General features: G+C 72.6%; 16 protein-coding genes. 5 read left to right on the top strand and 11 right to left on the bottom strand.

Annotated elements, in window-relative coordinates:
- The 5 genes from hpaD to D1825_RS05345 all read right to left on the bottom strand — a co-directional run.
- Positions 1 to 777: 3,4-dihydroxyphenylacetate 2,3-dioxygenase (gene hpaD / locus D1825_RS05365; RefSeq protein WP_118766417.1), on the bottom strand; the 777-nt coding region annotated here is incomplete at its 3' end.
- Between the two features lies 1 nt (position 778).
- Positions 779 to 2,263 (bottom strand): 5-carboxymethyl-2-hydroxymuconate semialdehyde dehydrogenase, encoded by a 1,485-nt coding sequence (gene hpaE / locus D1825_RS05360; RefSeq protein ID WP_118766420.1) that lies wholly within the window; start codon positions 2,261 to 2,263, stop codon positions 779 to 781.
- A gap of 5 nt (positions 2,264 to 2,268) precedes the next feature.
- The gene (locus D1825_RS05355) at positions 2,269 to 2,949 is read right to left on the bottom strand and encodes a GntR family transcriptional regulator (RefSeq protein ID WP_233549647.1); all 681 of its coding nucleotides are present in this window, start codon (positions 2,947 to 2,949) and stop codon (positions 2,269 to 2,271) included.
- Positions 2,931 to 4,397 (bottom strand): fumarylacetoacetate hydrolase family protein, encoded by a 1,467-nt coding sequence (locus tag D1825_RS05350; protein WP_118766416.1) that lies wholly within the window; start codon positions 4,395 to 4,397, stop codon positions 2,931 to 2,933. The genes D1825_RS05355 and D1825_RS05350 overlap by 19 nt, the downstream gene beginning before the upstream one ends.
- A 45-nt stretch (positions 4,398 to 4,442) precedes the next feature.
- On the bottom strand, positions 4,443 to 6,089 hold the full coding sequence (locus D1825_RS05345; protein ID WP_118766415.1) for a thiamine pyrophosphate-binding protein: 1,647 nt from the start codon (positions 6,087 to 6,089) through the stop codon (positions 4,443 to 4,445).
- Between the two features lie 100 nt (positions 6,090 to 6,189).
- Between D1825_RS05345 and D1825_RS05340 the strand changes: the two genes are divergently transcribed.
- Complete coding sequence (locus D1825_RS05340; RefSeq protein ID WP_118766414.1) at positions 6,190 to 8,022, top strand: FAD-dependent monooxygenase; 1,833 nt, start codon at positions 6,190 to 6,192, stop codon at positions 8,020 to 8,022.
- A gap of 2 nt (positions 8,023 to 8,024) precedes the next feature.
- Here the strand turns inward: D1825_RS05340 and D1825_RS05335 are convergent, their stop codons facing one another.
- Positions 8,025 to 8,906: a phenylalanine 4-monooxygenase gene (locus tag D1825_RS05335; protein WP_118766413.1), complete on the bottom strand. Its 882-nt coding sequence runs from the start codon at positions 8,904 to 8,906 to the stop codon at positions 8,025 to 8,027.
- A gap of 175 nt (positions 8,907 to 9,081) precedes the next feature.
- Between D1825_RS05335 and D1825_RS05330 the strand changes: the two genes are divergently transcribed.
- Complete coding sequence (locus tag D1825_RS05330; protein WP_138067472.1) at positions 9,082 to 9,948, top strand: Ig-like domain-containing protein; 867 nt, start codon at positions 9,082 to 9,084, stop codon at positions 9,946 to 9,948.
- Positions 9,949 to 9,969: 21 nt separating this feature from the next.
- Here the strand turns inward: D1825_RS05330 and D1825_RS05325 are convergent, their stop codons facing one another.
- Entirely contained in the window at positions 9,970 to 10,821 is an 852-nt protein-coding gene (locus tag D1825_RS05325; protein ID WP_118766411.1) for a VOC family protein, read from the bottom strand.
- Positions 10,822 to 10,927: 106 nt separating this feature from the next.
- Between D1825_RS05325 and D1825_RS05320 the strand changes: the two genes are divergently transcribed.
- The 3 genes from D1825_RS05320 (at position 10,928) to D1825_RS05310 (ending at position 14,272) form a co-directional block, all read left to right on the top strand.
- Positions 10,928 to 13,045, top strand: coding sequence for a TerD family protein (locus D1825_RS05320; RefSeq protein WP_118766419.1), 2,118 nt, complete (start codon positions 10,928 to 10,930; stop codon positions 13,043 to 13,045).
- Between the two features lie 58 nt (positions 13,046 to 13,103).
- The gene (locus D1825_RS05315) at positions 13,104 to 13,916 is read left to right on the top strand and encodes an IclR family transcriptional regulator (protein WP_118766410.1); all 813 of its coding nucleotides are present in this window, start codon (positions 13,104 to 13,106) and stop codon (positions 13,914 to 13,916) included.
- Between the two features lie 77 nt (positions 13,917 to 13,993).
- Positions 13,994 to 14,272 carry a hypothetical protein gene (locus D1825_RS05310; protein ID WP_118766409.1) on the top strand — a complete coding sequence of 93 codons (279 nt, stop codon included), beginning with the start codon at positions 13,994 to 13,996 and terminating at the stop codon, positions 14,270 to 14,272.
- Positions 14,273 to 14,324: 52 nt separating this feature from the next.
- Here D1825_RS05310 and D1825_RS05305 read toward each other — a convergent pair whose 3' ends face one another.
- The 4 genes from D1825_RS05305 to D1825_RS05290 form a co-directional block, all read right to left on the bottom strand.
- Positions 14,325 to 14,570, bottom strand: coding sequence for a DUF6480 family protein (locus D1825_RS05305; protein WP_118766408.1), 246 nt, complete (start codon positions 14,568 to 14,570; stop codon positions 14,325 to 14,327).
- A gap of 95 nt (positions 14,571 to 14,665) precedes the next feature.
- Positions 14,666 to 15,343: a DUF429 domain-containing protein gene (locus tag D1825_RS05300; protein WP_267897562.1), complete on the bottom strand. Its 678-nt coding sequence runs from the start codon at positions 15,341 to 15,343 to the stop codon at positions 14,666 to 14,668.
- On the bottom strand, positions 15,343 to 16,221 hold the full coding sequence (locus tag D1825_RS05295; RefSeq protein WP_118766407.1) for an aldo/keto reductase: 879 nt from the start codon (positions 16,219 to 16,221) through the stop codon (positions 15,343 to 15,345). The genes D1825_RS05300 and D1825_RS05295 overlap by 1 nt, the downstream gene beginning before the upstream one ends.
- 28 nt (positions 16,222 to 16,249) lie before the next feature.
- On the bottom strand, positions 16,250 to 16,577 hold a 328-nt coding region (locus tag D1825_RS05290), incomplete at its 5' end, for a GNAT family N-acetyltransferase (RefSeq protein WP_138067471.1).

Raw genomic sequence — 16,577 nt, 5'->3', positions numbered from 1 at the left:
CAGGTAGAGGTAGAACGCGTTGGAGACGCCGTGTCGCCCGGGACCGCGCTCGATCCGGTCCGACATCCGCAGGGCGCCGAGCTTGTCGCAGATCGCCAGCACGTTGTGCTTCTCGTGGGTCGCGAACGCGACGTGGTGCATCCGGGGGCCGTCGCCGCCCGTCATCGCGGTGTCGTGGACCGTGGGCTTGCGGCGCATCCACGCGGCGTACGTGGTGCCCGCCTCGTCCTGGATGTCCTCGGTCACGCGGAAGCCCAGGTCCTCCATGTACCGCACGGCGCGCGGCACGTCGGGCGTGACCTGGTTGAAGTGGTCGAGGCGCACGAGGGTGCCGGGCGTGTAGAGGTCGTAGCGCCACGCGAGCCGCTCGACGTGCTCGACGTCGTGGAAGAACTCGTAGGGGAACCCGAGCGGGTCCTCGATCCGCACGGAGTCCCCGACGCCCGCGACGAAGCCCTCGACGCGCCGCTCGACCCGGCAGCCGAGCTCGCGGTAGAACGCGACCGCCTTGTCGAGGTCCTCGGGCGCGCGGACCCGGTAGGACAGCGCGGCGGCCGCGGCGACCGGCCCCTGCCGCAGCACGAGGTTGTGATGGATGAACTCCTCGTGGGTGCGTAGGTAGACGGCCCCCTCGTCCTCCTCGGTGACGACGAGTCCGAGGACGTCGACGTAGAAGTGCCGCGACGCCGCGAGGTCGGTGACGACGAGCTCCATCGACGCGGCGCGCAGGATGTCCGGGGGCGGGCTCGACGGTGTCGGGATGGGCGTCGCGCTCACGTCAGTGTCCTTTGCCGAAGGTCGGGTGGTGTGCCGAGCCGAGCGAGATGTGGACGGCCTGCTGGTGGGTGTAGAAGTCGACCGACCGGTACCCGCCCTCGTGGCCGAGGCCGGACGCCTTGACGCCGCCGAACGGCGTGCGCAGGTCGCGGACGTTGTTGCTGTTCAGCCAGACCATCCCGGACTCGACCGCCTGGGCGAACGTGTGCGCGCGCGTGAGGTCGTTCGTCCAGATGTACGCGGCGAGGCCGTACCGCACGCCGTTGGCGAGCGCGAGGGCCTCGTCGTCGGTGTCGAACGGGGTAATGGCCACGACTGGGCCGAAGATCTCCTCCTGGAAGATCCGCGCGTCCGCGGGGACGTCGACGAAGACGGTGGGCGCCACGTAGTTGCCGGTCGGGAAGCCGTCGGGGCATCCGCCGCCGGCGACGAGGCGCGCCTCGGTCCGGCCGACCTCGATGTAGCCCATCACCTTCGCGTAGTGCTCGGGGTGCACGAGCGCGCCGACCTCCGTCCGCTCGTCGTGCGGGGGGCCGACGACGACGCGCGTGGCCTGCGCCGCGAAGCGCTCGACGAACTCGTCGTAGATCCCGCGCTGCACGAGGATCCGGCTGCCGGCGGTGCAGCGCTCGCCGTTGAGCGAGAACACGCCGAAGATCGTCGCGTCGATCGCGGCGTCCAGGTCGGCGTCCGCGAACACGACCGCGGGCGACTTTCCCCCGAGCTCCATCGACAGGCCTTTGAGGTGCGGTGCCGCGTTCGCGAAGATGAGCTGCCCGGTCCGGCTCTCGCCCGTGAACGAGATGAGCGGCACGCCGGGGTGCTTGACGAGCGCGTCGCCCGCCTCCTCGCCGAGCCCGTGCACGAGGTTGAACACCCCCGCCGGCACGCCCGCCTCCTCGAAGATCCCGGCCCACAGGGAGGCCGACAGGGGCGTGAACTCCGCCGGCTTGAGGACCACGGTGTTGCCGGTCGCCAGGGCGGGGCCGAGCTTCCAGGACTCGAGCATGAAGGGCGTGTTCCACGGCGTGATGAGCCCGGCGACGCCGATCGGCTTGCGGTTGACGTAGTTGAGCTGCCGCCCGGGCACCTTGAACGCGTCGTCGGTCTGCGCGACCACGAGGTCGGCGAAGAACCGGAAGTTCTCCGCGGCCCGCCGCGCCTGGCCGAGGGCCTGGGTGATCGGCAAACCGGAGTCGAAGCTCTCCAGCTCGGCGAGCCGGGCGTCGCGCGACTCGACGATGTCGGCGACGCGGTGCAGGACTCGCGAGCGCTCGCGGGGCAGCATCCGGGGCCACGGTCCCTCGTCGAAGGCTCGCTGCGCCGCCGCGACGGCACGGTCGACGTCCGCCGCCTGGCCGGCCGCGGCGTGCAGGTAGGTCTCGTTCGAGGTCGGGTCGAGGACCTCGAACGTCGCGCCGTCGGCCGAGGCGACGTGCTCGCCGCCGATGTAGTGCAGGAGGCGCTCGGGTAGGTCGGCAGGCATCGGGGTCACCTCTCGGGATGCTCGTGGTCGAGGTAGGCGGCGAGGGTGGCGGAGCGGTGCCCGCGGGCCGCGCGCTCGATGTCGGCCAGGGGAGCGCCGCCCTCGACGAGGTCGAGGAGGGCCTCGTGCTCGCCCACCGACTCGCGTGCGCGGCCGGGCACGAAGCTGAACGTCGAGTGGCGCAGGTGGCCGAGCCGGACCCACTCCGCCTCGACCAGCGCGAGCAGCCGCGGGTTCGGGCAGGCGGCGAACAGGGCGGCGTGGAACTGCTGGTTCACCGCGGTGAACAGGTGTGGGTCGAAGGCGTCGAGCGACTCGACGAGGAGGCCGTTGAGCTCGCGCGCCCGCCGGAGATCGCGATCGGTGAGGTTGCGGGCCGCGAGGGCCGTGGCCGCTCCCTCGAGGACGGCCAGGGACTCCATGCTGTGCCGGTAGTCGGAGTCGTCGATCATCGACACCCGAGCGCCGATGTTCCGCTCGAACGTGACCAGCCCCTCGGCCTCGAGCCGGCGGATCGCCTCGCGCACCGGCACCGCGCTCATGTCGAGCTCCTGGGCGATCGACGCGAGCACCAAGCGGTAGCCGGGGGCGAGCTCGTGGCTCGCGATCCGCTCCTTGAGCGAGAGGTAGGCGCGCTGCGACTTGCTGCGCTCGGCGACCGTCCCGGTCATCGGCTCGCTCGCCATGCGTCGTACCTCGCTCGCCACCGCGCATCCATCGGGAACAGTCCCTGGACGGGATGGCCCGCGGCCACCTGCTCGGCGACCCAGCCGTCCTCCTCCTCCTGGGCGAGGGCTGCGTCGACGACCTCCTCAACCAGTGCGGACGGGACGACGACGACGCCGTCGTCATCGCCGACCACGACGTCCCCCGGCTCCACGGTCGTGCCGCCGCACGCGACCGCGACGTCGACCTCCCACGGCACGTGCCGGCGGCCGAGCACGGCGGGGTGGGCGCCCGCGCTGTAGACGGCGAGGCCGACGGCCGCGACGGCGGCGTGGTCGCGGACGGCCCCGTCGGTGATCACGCCGGCGGCACCGCGCGCGTGAGCACGCAGCGCGAGGACGTCGCCGAACGTGGCGGCGGCTGACTCGCCGCGTGCCTCGATGACCAGGACCTCACCTGGCTCGAGCGTGTCGAACGCCTGCTTCTGGGCGTTGTGGCCGCCGCCTCGGCGGGCGAACAGGTCTTCCCGCCCGGGCACGAGCCGCAGGGTCCGTGCGGTGCCGACGAGCTTCGTGCCCGGGTGCATCGGCCGGACGCCGTCGATCGTCACGTCGTCGAGGCCGCGCTTGCGCAGCTGGGCGCTGAGCGCTGCCACCGGGGCTCGCAGCAGTTGCTCGCGGAGCTCGGGCGACAGGCCCTGCGGCGCGAGACCGGCGGCGGCGCGCGAGCCCCAGGCGTCGGCGCGCTGGGCGTCGTCGACGGCCGGCAGCGACCCGAGCGCCGCGTCGAACCGGCGCTCGCCCTGGGTGACGGTGGTGACGAGCCGGCCCGACGTGGACCCGCCGGGCTCGTCGACCTCGACCTCCACGACGTCCGACGGCACGACGACCGACGAGCCGGCCGGGGTCCCGGCGAGGATGACGTCGCCCGGCTCGAGCGTGAGGTGCTGCGACAGGTCGGCCACGAGCTGCGCGAGCGAGAACAGGAGCCCGGCGGTCGTGTCCTCCTGCCGCAGCTCGCCGTTGACCCAGGTGCGCAGCCGCAGCGCGCCCGGGTCGACCGTCCGGGCGTCGAGCAGGCCGGGCCCGATCGGGGTGAACCCGTCGCCGCCCTTGGACCGCAGGTTCGAGCCCTTGTCGCTCGCGCGCAGGTCGTACACGCCGAAGTCGTTCGCCGCCGTGACCCACGCGACGTGGTCCCAGGCCCGGGATGGCTCGACCCACCGGGCGGTGGTGCCGATGACGAGCGCGATCTCGCCCTCGAAGGCGAGCAGCTCCGTGCCGTGCGGCCGTTCGACGGTCCCGCCGGACGACGCCACCGAGCTCGACGGCTTGAGGAAGTAGGACGGGTGCGCGGGGCGGCGGCTGCGCTCGTCGGCGCGCGACGCATAGCTGAGGTGGACCGCGACGACCTTGCCCGGGCGGGCAGGGAGCGCGGAGAACCGGGGGTCGGTGCCGTCGTCGGTCATGTGCTCCCTCGTCGTTGCCATGAGTGCGTTCTCGGTCGCGTGCGCTCAGCCGCTCGCCCGGGAGATCTCCTCCCAGAAGGGCGCGACGACCGTGCCGGAGACGCGCAGGTCGAGCAGGAGGAACGGGCGGTCGGCCTCCGGGCGGGCGCCCCACGCGGTCAGGACCTCGAGGTCCTCGAGCGATCGCACGGCGACGCCCTGCGCGCCGAGCGCGGTGGCGACACCCGCGAAGTCGACGTCCGGGATGAGCATCGGGCCGCGGGCGAGCCCCCGGCGCCCGTAGAGGTGCATCTCGGCGCTGTACGCCCCGTCGTTCCACACGACGGCGATCCCGCGGCCGCCCGCGACCCGCACGGCCGACTCCAGGTCGGACAGCGCCATGAGACCGCCGCCGTCGCCGGTCGTCAGGACCACCGTCGCGTCCGGGCGGGCGAGCGCCGCCCCCACCACGCTGGGGAAGCCGAGGCCGATCGCCTGGAACGCGGTGCCGACCATGGCCATCCGGTCCGGCGCGGCCACGGGCCAGTACATGTTCGACCAGCCGAGGAAGTGACCGCCGTCGGAGACGACGACGCGGTTGGCGGGAAGCAGGTCGGCGAGCCGGGCGGCCGCCGACCGTGGGTCGAGCCGCCCGTCGTCGGAGGTGCCGTCCCCGGGCTCGTGCCGCCGCGCGGCCGTGAGGTCGACGGACTCGCGCCACCCGCTCGGCTCGCCCTCGCCCAGCTGCGCGAGGATCGCCTCGGCGACGACCGCGGCGTCCCCGCGCACGTAGCCGCCGACGTGCGGATGACTCGCCGCGGGCGCGACGTCGACCTGGAAGACCCGACAGCCGGGCGCGAAGAGCTCGCCGAACCGCATCGTGAACTGGTTGAGCGAGGCCCCGACGACCACCGCGACGTCGGCCTCGCGGACGAGGTCCATCGCCTCCCGGGCCCCGAAGCCGCCCGCGACGCCGAGGTCGAACTCCGTCCGGGGGAACACCCCGCGCCCCAGCGCCGTCGTCGTCGTCAACGCACCCGTCGCGTCGGCGATGTCGCCGAGCGCCCGGCCGGCTCCCGCGTCCCAGGCGCCGCGCCCGGCGAGGAGCAGCGGCCGGCGAGCCGAGCGCAGGGCGGTCGCGATCTCGCGCACGACGCCGTCGGCGAAGGCGCCGCGCACGGCGAGCGGCGGGGGGAGCTGGGGTGCCGTCGTCGCGGGCACCGGGCCGGTGTCGAGCGTCGCGACGTCGTAGGGGATCGCGAGCACGGTCGGCACGCGGTAGGTCAGGGCGTGCTCGACGGCGATGACGGTCGTCGCGGCCGCGTCGGCGCGCCCGACCGTGTAGGTGCGGGCGCCGACGGCCGAGGCCATCGCGATCTGGTCGACGTCCCAGGGGCGTGGGCCCGACGTCGGCTCGTCGCCGACGACGAGCACGAGCGGCACGTGCGCCTGCACCGCCTCGGCGAGGGCGGTGAGCGTGTTGGTGAAGCCCGCGCCGTAGGTCGTCGTCGCCGCGGCGAGCCTGCCCGAGACCCGGTGGAAGGCATCGGCGGCGACGACGGCGCCGGCCTCGTGCCGCACGGGGACGAAGGCGGCGTCGGTCTGGCACGCCAGCGCGTCGAGGAAGTACGCGTTCCCGTTGCCCATGACGCCGAAGACGTGGTCCACATGGGCGGCGAGCGTGACCGCGACGTGCGCGGATACCGTCGGCATGCTCGAGCCTCCCGGACAGGGCGACCGCGTCGTCGCGGCCTTCGAGGGATAATATACGATCCGTACCACCTCGACATCGGCGTCAGGGGAGTCCGGCTCCATGCAGTTCCACCACCACGGTTACGTCTCCGGGGACCCACGCGTCCAGCCCGCGGCCGGCGTCGGCCTCGACCGGCCCGACGAGCTCCCCAACGAGGTCGACGTCCTCATCGTCGGCGCCGGGCCCGCGGGGATGATCGCGGCCGCCCAGCTCTCCCAGTTCCCGGGTGTCGTCACGCGGATCGTGGACCGCCGCGACGGTCGGCTCGCGATCGGGCAGGCGGACGGCATCCAGCCGCGCAGCGTCGAGACGTTCCAGGCGTTCGGATTCGCCGGCCGGATCGCCGAGGAGGCGTACCGCATCACCGAGATGTGCTTCTGGCACCCGGACCCGGCCGACCCCGCGCGCATCGTCCGCGGCGAACGGCCGCCCGACGACCCGGACGGCATCAGCGAGTTCCCGCACCTGATCGTCAACCAGGCGCGCGTGCTCGACTACTTCGCCGAGTACATGGCCCGCTCGCCGAGCCGGATGGTGCCGGACTACGGCTACGAGTTCCGCGGTCTGGTGCGGTCCGACGACCACGTCACGGTCACGCTCGTGCGGACCGCGGGGGATCGCGCGGGGCAGGAGAAGGTCGTCCGGGCGCGGTACGTGCTGGGTGCCGACGGTGCGCGCAGCCGCGTGCGCGAGTCGATCGGCTGCACCATGCGCGGCGACTCGGCGTTCCACGCGTGGGGCGTCATGGACGTGCTGGCCGTGACCGACTTCCCGGACATCCGGCTCAAGTGCGCGATCCAGTCGGGCGCGGGGGGCAGCATCCTGCTGATCCCGCGCGAGGGCGGCCACCTGTTCCGCATGTACGTCGACCTCGGCGAGACCGACCCCGACACCCACCACGAGGTGCGCAGCACGACGATCGATCAGATCGTCGCCCGGGCGCAGGAGATCCTGCGCCCGTACACGCTCGACGTGCGCGACGTGGCCTGGCACAGCGTGTACGAGGTCGGGCACCGGCTCACCGACCGGTTCGACGACGTCACCGCCGAGGAGGCTGGCACCCGCACGCCCCGCGTGTTCATCGCCGGCGACGCGTGCCACACGCACAGCGCCAAGGCCGGCCAGGGCATGAACGTGTCGATGCAGGACGGGTTCAACCTGGCGTGGAAGCTCGGCTACGTCCTGTCCGGTCGGAGCCCCGAGAGCCTGCTCGCCACCTACTCGGCCGAGCGTCAGGTCGTGGCTCAGAACCTGATCGACTTCGACAAGGAGTGGTCGGCGCTGATGGCGAGGCGTCCCGAGGACGCCGACGACCCGGGGCAGCTCGCCCAGTTCTACGTGCGGACCACGGAGTTCCTGTTCGGGTTCATGACCCAGTACGCACCGTCGATGATCGTCGCCGAGCCCACCCATCAGGCGCTGGCCGCGGGCTTCGTCGTCGGGAAGCGCTTCAAGTCGGTGCGGGTCGTCCGCGTCGCGGACGCCAACCCCGTCCACCTCGGGCACGAGCACCGGGCCGACGGTCGCTGGCGCGTGTACGCGTTCGCGGACGAGGAGTCCTCGGCGCTCGCGGCGTGGGCCGAGGGCGTGGCGGGGCAGATCCCGGCGGACGTCGTCGAGGTCAAGGCGGTCTACCAGCAGCGCCAAGCCGAGGTCGACATCTCCACGGTGCCGACGCTGTTCCTGCCACGCACGGGGCCGTTCGACCTGATCGACCACGAGCAGGTGTTCGCCACGCACCCGGACGAGGACATCTTCGAGCAGCGGGGCGTGGATCGCCGCGGCGCCGTCGTCGTCGTCCGGCCGGACCAGTACGTGGCCGCCGTGCTGCCGCTCGACGCCCCGGAGGAGCTCGTCGCGTTCTTCCGCCAGCACCTGCTGACGGAGGGCTGAGCTCAGCTCGCCGCGAGCCGGGCCGGCGTCTCGTCGTCGAACTCGGCGAAGAACGAGGCGACCCGGTCGGTGAGCTCGCTCATGCCGTCGCAGGCGAACAGGATCGGCTGGTAGTGGCTGATGTCGTAGGCGAGCGTGGCCATCTGCTGGAAGTCGACGGCCCGGATGTCCGCCCCGCGGATCTCCTCGATCTCCCCGTAGGAGGACAGCAGGCCCGCGCCGTACGCGCGCAGCTCGCCGTCCTCGTACATCACCCCGAACTCGATGGTGAACCAGAAGACGTCGGCGACGACCTGCAGGCCCTCGGGTGTCTCGCACCGTCGCGCGGCCTCACCGGCGTAGCGCTTGACCTGCGCGATCGCGGGGTTGGCCAGCAGGTTGCAGTGCCCGAGGACCTCGTGGATGACGTCGGGCTCCGGCGTGTACAGCGGCTGGGACGGGTGGCGCAGGTACTGGGTCGAGTGGAACACCCCGTCCGCGAGCGACCCGTAGAACTGGTCGAGCGGGACGAGGCCCGCGGCCGGGTGCAGCCGGAAGCCGCTGATCGGGTCGAGGCCGGCGCTGACCTCGTCGAGCTGCGGGACGTGGTCGGTGGGCAGGCCGAGCGCCTCCTTGCCCTCCAGGTATCCCCGGATCGCCAGCCGCTCGTGCTTGGGCGCGAGCTCGCGGCAGACGGTCCGCCAGATCTCGTTCTCGCCGTCGGTGTAATCGACGCGCGGCTCGGGGTCCCCGGGCTGCCACCCGAGCGCGGGCGCGGCGATCTCCTCGCGGCGCCGGCGGTACTCGGGGTCCTTCGCGCCGGGGTGGTCGTCCGCGAGGTGCACGGTGACCTTGCCGTCCTCGTCGGCGGTGACGGGGGCGTAGAGCTGTCCTTCGTCGAACATGCGATCCGTTCTACGCCGAAAGCCCGCGCGGCGCATCCCCCCGTGCGAGCGACCGGGCCGTTCGCTCGAACGGGTGGCGCGCGACCCAACGCCTCAACAGGGGTGCCCCGGAACCGAACGGACCGGCGACCGGCCGTTCTCGACCGGCACCTGACGAACGAAGGGTCCGCACCTCATGCGTATACGACTGTCCCGTCGCCGCGCCACCGTCACGGCTGTGGTGATCGCCGGCGCGCTCGTGGTCACCGGCGCCGCAACCGCGGTCGCCGTCTCGCCCGAGCCAGCCGCCGAGCTGGCTCACGACAACGGCGTGCGCGAGTACCCGTGGTTCGACCAGGGCGCCTCGGCCGTCGCCCCGCCGGCCGACGTCCCTGTCGTCGAGGACGAGCCCGTCGCCGACGAGCCGGACGCAGCGCCGGACGAGCCCGACGAGGCCGTCGTGCCGACCCAGGACACGACCGCGCCCACGCTCGCGTGGGACCGCACGGATGCGCCGACGACCCGCGTCGAGGACCGCTCGGTCGACCTGGCCTGGACCTTCGCCGACGACGTCACGACCGACGGCCCCGCGCAGACGCTCGTCCAGCTCGACGACGGCGACGCCGAGCTCTGGGCGAGCGCCGAGTGGTCCACCGACCCCGACCTCGACGACCTCGCGGACGGCGAGCACACCGTGACCGTCACGGCCAGCGACGAGGCCGGCAACTGGTCCGCGCCGCTGACGTACTCCTGGGTCCAGCTTCCGCCCGCAGGAGCCACCCCGGAGGTCACGCTCGACGAGGCGCCGTGGGCCGACGACGCCGACCCGGTGACCGGTCCGAGCGCGACGTTCGAGCTCTTCACGCACTACGACCTCGGCCCGGAGTACGGCGTCGAGACGTTCTTCTCGCTCGACGGTGCGCCGGCCGAGCGGGTCGGCGAGGACGGCGAGCTCACGTTCGACGGGCTCGCCGCCGGCACGCACACGCTCAGCGTCCACGCGATCAGCGAGCTCGACGGCTCGTCGGCGCCGCTCGTGCTCACCTGGGTCGTCGCGGACTGACCCCTGACGCCGCCCGGCCGGTCACCGGCCGGGCGGCGTGAACTGGCTGGCCGTGAACACCGCGCCCTGCGGATCGCGGACGAGGGCGGTCCGCGTCCAGCCGGTCTCCGTCGTCGCGATCACCGTGCCGCCGTGCTCGGAAGCGAGCGTCGCCACGACGTCGCGGTCGGCCACTGCAAAGGACACGTGCCAGTGCGGCGTCTCGTCCTGTCCCAGTGGTACGACCCAGCCGATGGCGTCCGCGAAGCCGGGGGGAGCCGACACGCTCGCCTGCCGCTCGTGGATGCCCGGGTCGACGGTCGCGGCCAGGTGGTCGCCGTAGCCGGGGACGCGGATCAGCGTCCCGAGGCCGACGTCGGCGATCTCCCAGCCGAACGCCTGCTCGTAGAACCTCCGCGCGGCCGCAGGGTCGCTCGTGTGCAGGTCGCTGAAGTTCCAGGCGCCCGGCGCGTTGACGATCTGCGCACCGAGTCGCCGCTTCGCCCGCCACAGCCGGAGCGAGGCGCCCTGCGGATCGATGAACGCGGCCCACGTCCCGCCCTCACCGGCGACCGTCGGGCCCGTCGTGACGGCGCCGCCTGCGTGGGTGATCCGCGCGAGCGCCTCGTCGAGGTCGTCGACCGCGACGTAGGTGTGCCACGTCGGGTCGCCGGGGTCCGCACCGGCCCGGTCCGACGGGCCGCCGATGCCTGCCGCGTCGCGGCCGTCGACCTGGGCGATCACGTACCGCGTCGGGATGCCGGGCGGGGTGGCGTCGTGGAACTGCCACCCCAGGACGGGGCCGTAGAACGCCTTGGCGCCCTCGATGTCCCGCTGCTCGATGTCGACCCACGAGGTCACGCCCGCGGGATAGGTCCGCTGCTGATCCGTCATCACCCCAGGCTACGAACGAGCACCGACACGGTCACGGCGAGAACCACCCGGCCTCAGGCAACTGAATCGCTCACCAGGCAGGATCCTGGCCGCTAGCGTGCGGTCCATGGACGAGGTCGTGCTCAGCAAGGGTGCCAACTGCGGATTGCCTGACGGGGTTTCTCGTCTCCAGATCGTCATCGGCTGGGGCGACGCAGATGGTGACGTGGACGTCGACGCGGCGGCGCTGATGCTGGACGACAGCGGGCGAGTGGGCTCGGACGAGAACTTTGTGTTCTTCAACCAGCCCGCCTCGCCTGATGGGGCCGTGAGCCTGCTGGGTCGCTCGAGCGACGACAACGGATCCCACGAGATCATCGCTGTCGATCTCGACGGCCTGAGCCCGGAGGTCGGCAGGGTCGTCGTGACGGCGAGTCTCGCGGAGCGGACATTTGGTGGCCTCGACGGCCTGATCTGTCGGGTGCTTGACGAGGCCGGCGCTGCCGTCGCTCGCTACGAGATCACCGACGCGACGACGGAGACGGCGTTCGTCTTCTGCGAGGTCTATCGACGCGGCGAGGCGTGGAAGGTGCGGGCTGTCGGGCAGGGTTGGGACTCCGGCCTTGCAGGGCTGGCGACGGACTTCGGAGTCGCTGTCGACGACGCGGAGGCGCCTGAAGCCGAGCCAGGAGAACCCGCGCCACTGTCCGTCGCCGACGACACCATCGAGGCCGTCGAGACGCGGCCCGACGACTCGACAATCGACGAGCCAACGACGGCGACCGTGATCGACTTCCCGGCACCGGCCCTGGTCGCGGTACCGAGCGAGAGCGCGGCCCCGGCCCGGAGGCGGTCGGCCGGAGTGCGCACGAGCAAGAGGGCCACCGCACGGGTCCAGGCGCCTCGGCTTCAGCTCGCCGGCGCCGAAGGATGGCAGGCCGCGCGGCTCTTCTCCGTCTCGGGCGTCGGTGTGGGCGAAGAGCAGGAGAAGCGCGCGACCTCCGCGCTGCTCTCGACGATGATGGCCGTGCCCGCCTTCGGTCGTGCGCTGACATCCCGTTTCGGCGCTCCGGCCGGAGGCGTCGAGACGTACCTCGAGGTCCCCTTCGCCCTCCGCGATGGGACCGTCTATCCGGATGGTGTCCTGCGCGTCGCACGGGGTTCGAAGCGGTGGACCGGCCTCATCGAGGTCAAGACGGGCAGCGGCCAGCTCCATCGTGAGCAGGTCGAGAAGTACCTCGACGTAGCCCGCCAGGAAGGTTTCGACACCCTCGTCACGCTCTCGAACGACATCGCCCCGCAGCCGGGCGAGCACCCGGTCGGAGTCGACCGGCGGAAGCTGCGTCGCACGAGCCTCATCCACCTGTCCTGGGCCGAGGTGCTCCACGAGGCGAAGTTCACCTTGCAGCATCGCGGTGTCGCCGACTCGCTCCAGGCGTGGATCCTGAGTGAGCTCATCTCCTACCTGGAGCACCCTCGTTCGGGGGCGGCAGACTTCCACGACATGGGCCCGTCGTGGGTGCCGGTGCGGGAGGCGATTCACGCGGGCACGCTTCGGCCCAGCGACGGCAAGGTCCCTGCCGTGGCCAACAGCTGGACCCGGCTCGTGCGGCAGATATGTCTGCGCCTCAGCTCAGAGCTGGGCGTCAGCGTGACGCAGGCCGTCCCGCGGAAGCTGGCCGCGGATTCAGTGGCGCGCGTCCAGGCCATCGTCGCGAGGCTTGCAGCGGAGGGCGTCCTCGATGCCGTTCTCAAGATCCCGCTCGCAGTGGGTCCGTTGACGGTCACGGCTGACCTGCGCACGTCGCAGGTGCGGGTCGCTGTCGCGGTCACGGCGCCGCGGGAAGGCACGGGCCAGAAGCGCTTGGGATGGCTCCTGCGCCAGCTCCGCGACGCACCCGACGACCTCGTCGTCGAGACCCTCTTCGCTGGCCGGACGGAGAGCACCAGCGAGAAGCTGGTCGACGTCCGGGCCAACGCCAACACGCTGCTGCCTGATCGTGGCGCCGAGGTTGTCGAGTTCCGCCTCAGCCTGACGAGTCCCATGGGCACCAAGCGATCCGGCGGTCGAGGAGCGTTCGTCCCGAGCGTCGTGAGCGCGGTTGAGCTCTTCTACAGCACTGTGGTGCAACCGCTCAAGGCGTGGCAGCCGCCTGCGCCCAAGCTCTCCGACGACGTGACAGCGGGGGCGCTGGCCGAGCAGGACGACCTCGACGAGGAAGCGGTCGGACGAGAGAGTTCGTAGCGGAGCACCTCACCGAGGGCACTACCGCCCCCCGTCCTCACCAGAGCATGCTTGGTCCGTGGGATCCGTCGACGACGGCACGGTCCTGGGGCGCGCGACGCTCATCCTCGAGCTCGTCGAGTCGGCCGGGTGCATCAGCCAGGCTGAGCTGGCCCGGCAGTCGGCGCTGCCCAAGCCCACGGTTCGACGCCTCGCGGGCGACCTCACGCGGCGCGGGCTGCTGACGCGGTGCCTGGACGGCTACGAGCTGGGTCCCCGGCTGGCCAGCCTCGGCGCTGCGGCGCTGGGGCAGCACCCGTTCCGGGCGGTGGCGGCGCCGCATCTGCAGGACCTGCTCGCACGGACCGGACAGGTGGCGTTCGTGATGGACGTCGAGGCGGACCTGACGATGGTCACGCTGCACGTCGCCTACGGTCACCAGCGCGCTCCGGCGGTCAACAGCACGCTCGGCGGCTGGCCGCCCGTGGAGCCCGTCGAGCCCGAGCTGCTGTTCAAGGCCGCGGGGCGGATCGCCTACGCCGAGCATCCGGACCGGGTCGAGGCGCTCATTGCCTCGGGGGTGCGTCGCCCGACGCGCTACGCAGCTCCGACACGGCGGGCGCTGCTCGCGGCGATCGACGCGACGCTCGACGCGGGGATGGCGGTGGAGCGCGAGGAGCACACCCTTGGTTGGTCATGCATCGCCGCGGGTGTGCGCGACCGGAGCGATGCGGTCGTCGGCGTCGTGGGGGTGATCGGGCACGGCGGGACGTGGGATCCCGAGCGCGTCCGGCGGCCCCTGACCCACGTGGCCGATGCGCTGGCCGCTGCCACCCCGTCCGCTCAGGCGGATGCGCAACGCGCGCTCACGCGTCCGAGGGTCGGTGAGTGACCCGCCACGGATGACGGGTCTCAGCGCCCGCGCCAGGCTCGGCGGAGGGCGACCACGCCCGGTCCGAGGTGGGCGGCATGGCTGGACAGGTGCGCACGGTCGTCGAGCTGACGCTCGGGCCGGACATCGACGCGGTCGCGCACGGTCCAACGCGACGACCCCGAAGGTTCGACCTGGTGGCCGCGGCCGGCGTGGGGCTCGTCATCTTCGTGCTGCTGTCCGCGACCCCGGCAGCCGCCCCGGCCGCGCGCGTCGGCGACGGCACCCTGTGCGTGCACTGCGAACCAGGATCGCGGTACCACGCCGACACGTTCATGCTCCCGCGGAGCGGACCGCAGCGGATGGGGTCACCCTGACGCCGTGCCGAGGAGTGCCGGTCCTCGTGAGGGTCACGATCAACAGGAGAGCTCAGCCCAGCAGGGAACTGATGTAGCCGACGAAGAACAGCAGCACGAACACCACCGTCACGCCGATGATGACGTACGGGATCCAGCTCGCCGTGGCCGACCCCGAGTTCGACTGCCAGTGCGCGCTGGACGTCGACGACTCTCCAGGCGGGGTGTCGCCCGGCTGAACCCCGCCACCGGGTTCGAGCCCCGGGGTGTCCGCAGGATCGGGATCGGGTGTGCGGCCGGCATCCGTCGGGTGAGTCATCGTGCGCCGCCTTCGCTGTGGTGTGGGCCTGACTCACCATCCGTCGCACCCGCCGATCCAGCAACTGGGCGTGGCGTGACGTCGCGGCACGCGGGCTACACCCAGATGGCTGCCGGCCAGCCGTCGCTGAAGACCTCCGGCTGCGCCGGGTAGGACTCGGCGAGGCCGGCCGCCACGCGGCGGGCCGACCACGCCGCCGCTGCGGCGTCGAGGACGTCGTCGACGGCGGCCATCTGCCCGGCCAGGCCGAGCGAGTCGTCGAGCACGACGCCCTCGGCCGCCAGCGCGGTGCGGCGGGCCGCGGCGCCCGCCCACGAGGTCTTGCGCGGCAGGACCTGCCCGGTCATGCGCGTGAAGGAGAGCTCGGGGTGCACCTCGACGAGGCGCACGGGCGCGACGGCGCGATACGCGTCGACGTCGAGGATCTTGACCCGCAGACCGTGCGCCTGGCGCGAGATCCCGGCCCCGGTCGCGGCGCGCGCGGCCCGGTTGGCGGCGTCGTAGTCCTCCTCGACGACGGCCGAGCGCACGGGCGTCATGAAGATCGTCGAACCACGGCGCCCCAGCCCTCGTCGGGCCAGGGTGTCCGCGGTGCGCCCGCTCCGGTCCGGCAGGCCGATGGGGATGTCGATCGCGACGACGTCCAGCTCGCGGCCGACGACGGCCACCAGGTCGGCGATCGTCGGCGCGAACGACGCGCGAACCGCCACGCCGTCGAGCTCGATGCCCACCCAACCCGCCTTGCAGGCATCGACCCCGAGGACGCGGACCATCAGCGACCGGCGGCGGAGAGTGCCTCGAACTCGTCGTCGTTCAGGGTGACGCCCGCACCGGCGACGTTGTCCTCGAGGTGCGCGACGCTCGACGTGCCCGGGATCGGCAGGACGACCGGCGAGCGGCGCAGCAGCCACGCGAGCGCGAGCTGCGAGGGTGTCGCGTCGTGCTCGGCGGCGAGCGAGGCGAGCGGGCTGCCCTCTCCGGACAGCTTCCCGGTCGCGAGCGGGAACCACGGGATGAAGCCGACGCCGCGCTCGGTGGCCCAGTCGAGCAGTGCCTCGGACGAGCGGTTGGTGAGGTTGTACAGGTTCTGCACCGAGGCGATCGGCGCGACCTGCTGCGCGGCCTCGGCCTGCTCGACGCTGACCTCGCTCAGCCCGATGTGGCGGACCTTGCCCTCGTCCTGCAGCGCTTTGAGCTCGCCGACCTGGTCCTCGAGCGGGACCTCGGGGTCGATGCGGTGCAGCTGGAACAGGTCGATGCGCTCGACGCCGAGCCGGCGCAGGCTGAGCTCGGCCTGCTGGCGCAGGTAGGCGGGCCGGCCGACCGGGGTCCAGATGCCGGGGCCCTGACGGGTCAGCCCGGCCTTCGTCGCGATGACGACGTCGTCGACGTACGGGTGCAGCGCCTGGCGCAGCAGGTTCTCCGCGACCTCGGGGCCGTAGCTGTCGGCGGTGTCGAAGAACGTCACGCCCAGCTCGACGGCCCGGCGCAGGACGCGGACGGCCTCGTCCCGGTCGTGCGGCTCGCCCCAGACGCCGGGCCCGGTAAGCTGCATGGTGCCGTAGCCGAGCCGGGTGATCTCGAGGTCTCCGCCGAGGCGGAACGTGCCGGACGCGGCGGCGGGACGGGTGGACTCCAGGGAAGTGGTCACGTGTGGTCAAGACCCGGATCGGGCGGGGTTATTCCGAGCCGACGAGGCTGAGCTCGAGCAGGGTGCACGAGAAGTCGGCGAAGTCTCGTCGGCCGACCGCCGTGAACCCGTACGCCTCGTAGTACGCCCGCAGCGCCGGGTTCGTCGTCCGGCAGTCGAGCCGGAGCAGGCCGACGCCGGCCTCGCGCCCCTGGTCCGCGGCCCAGTCCAGCAGCGCGCGGCCGAGCCCGTCGCCGCTACGGCGTCGGGCGACCATCAACCCGTGCACGTAGACCGCAGGGGCGTCGTCGTCCCCCCAGAAGTCGGGGTCGGACCACAGCAGGCGGACCGTGGCGGCCAGGCCGTCGTCGTCGTGC

This window comes from Cellulomonas rhizosphaerae (assembly GCF_003470205.1).
GTDB lineage: Bacteria > Actinomycetota > Actinomycetes > Actinomycetales > Cellulomonadaceae > Cellulomonas > Cellulomonas rhizosphaerae.
This window is presented reverse-complemented; position numbering and strand designations above follow the sequence as displayed.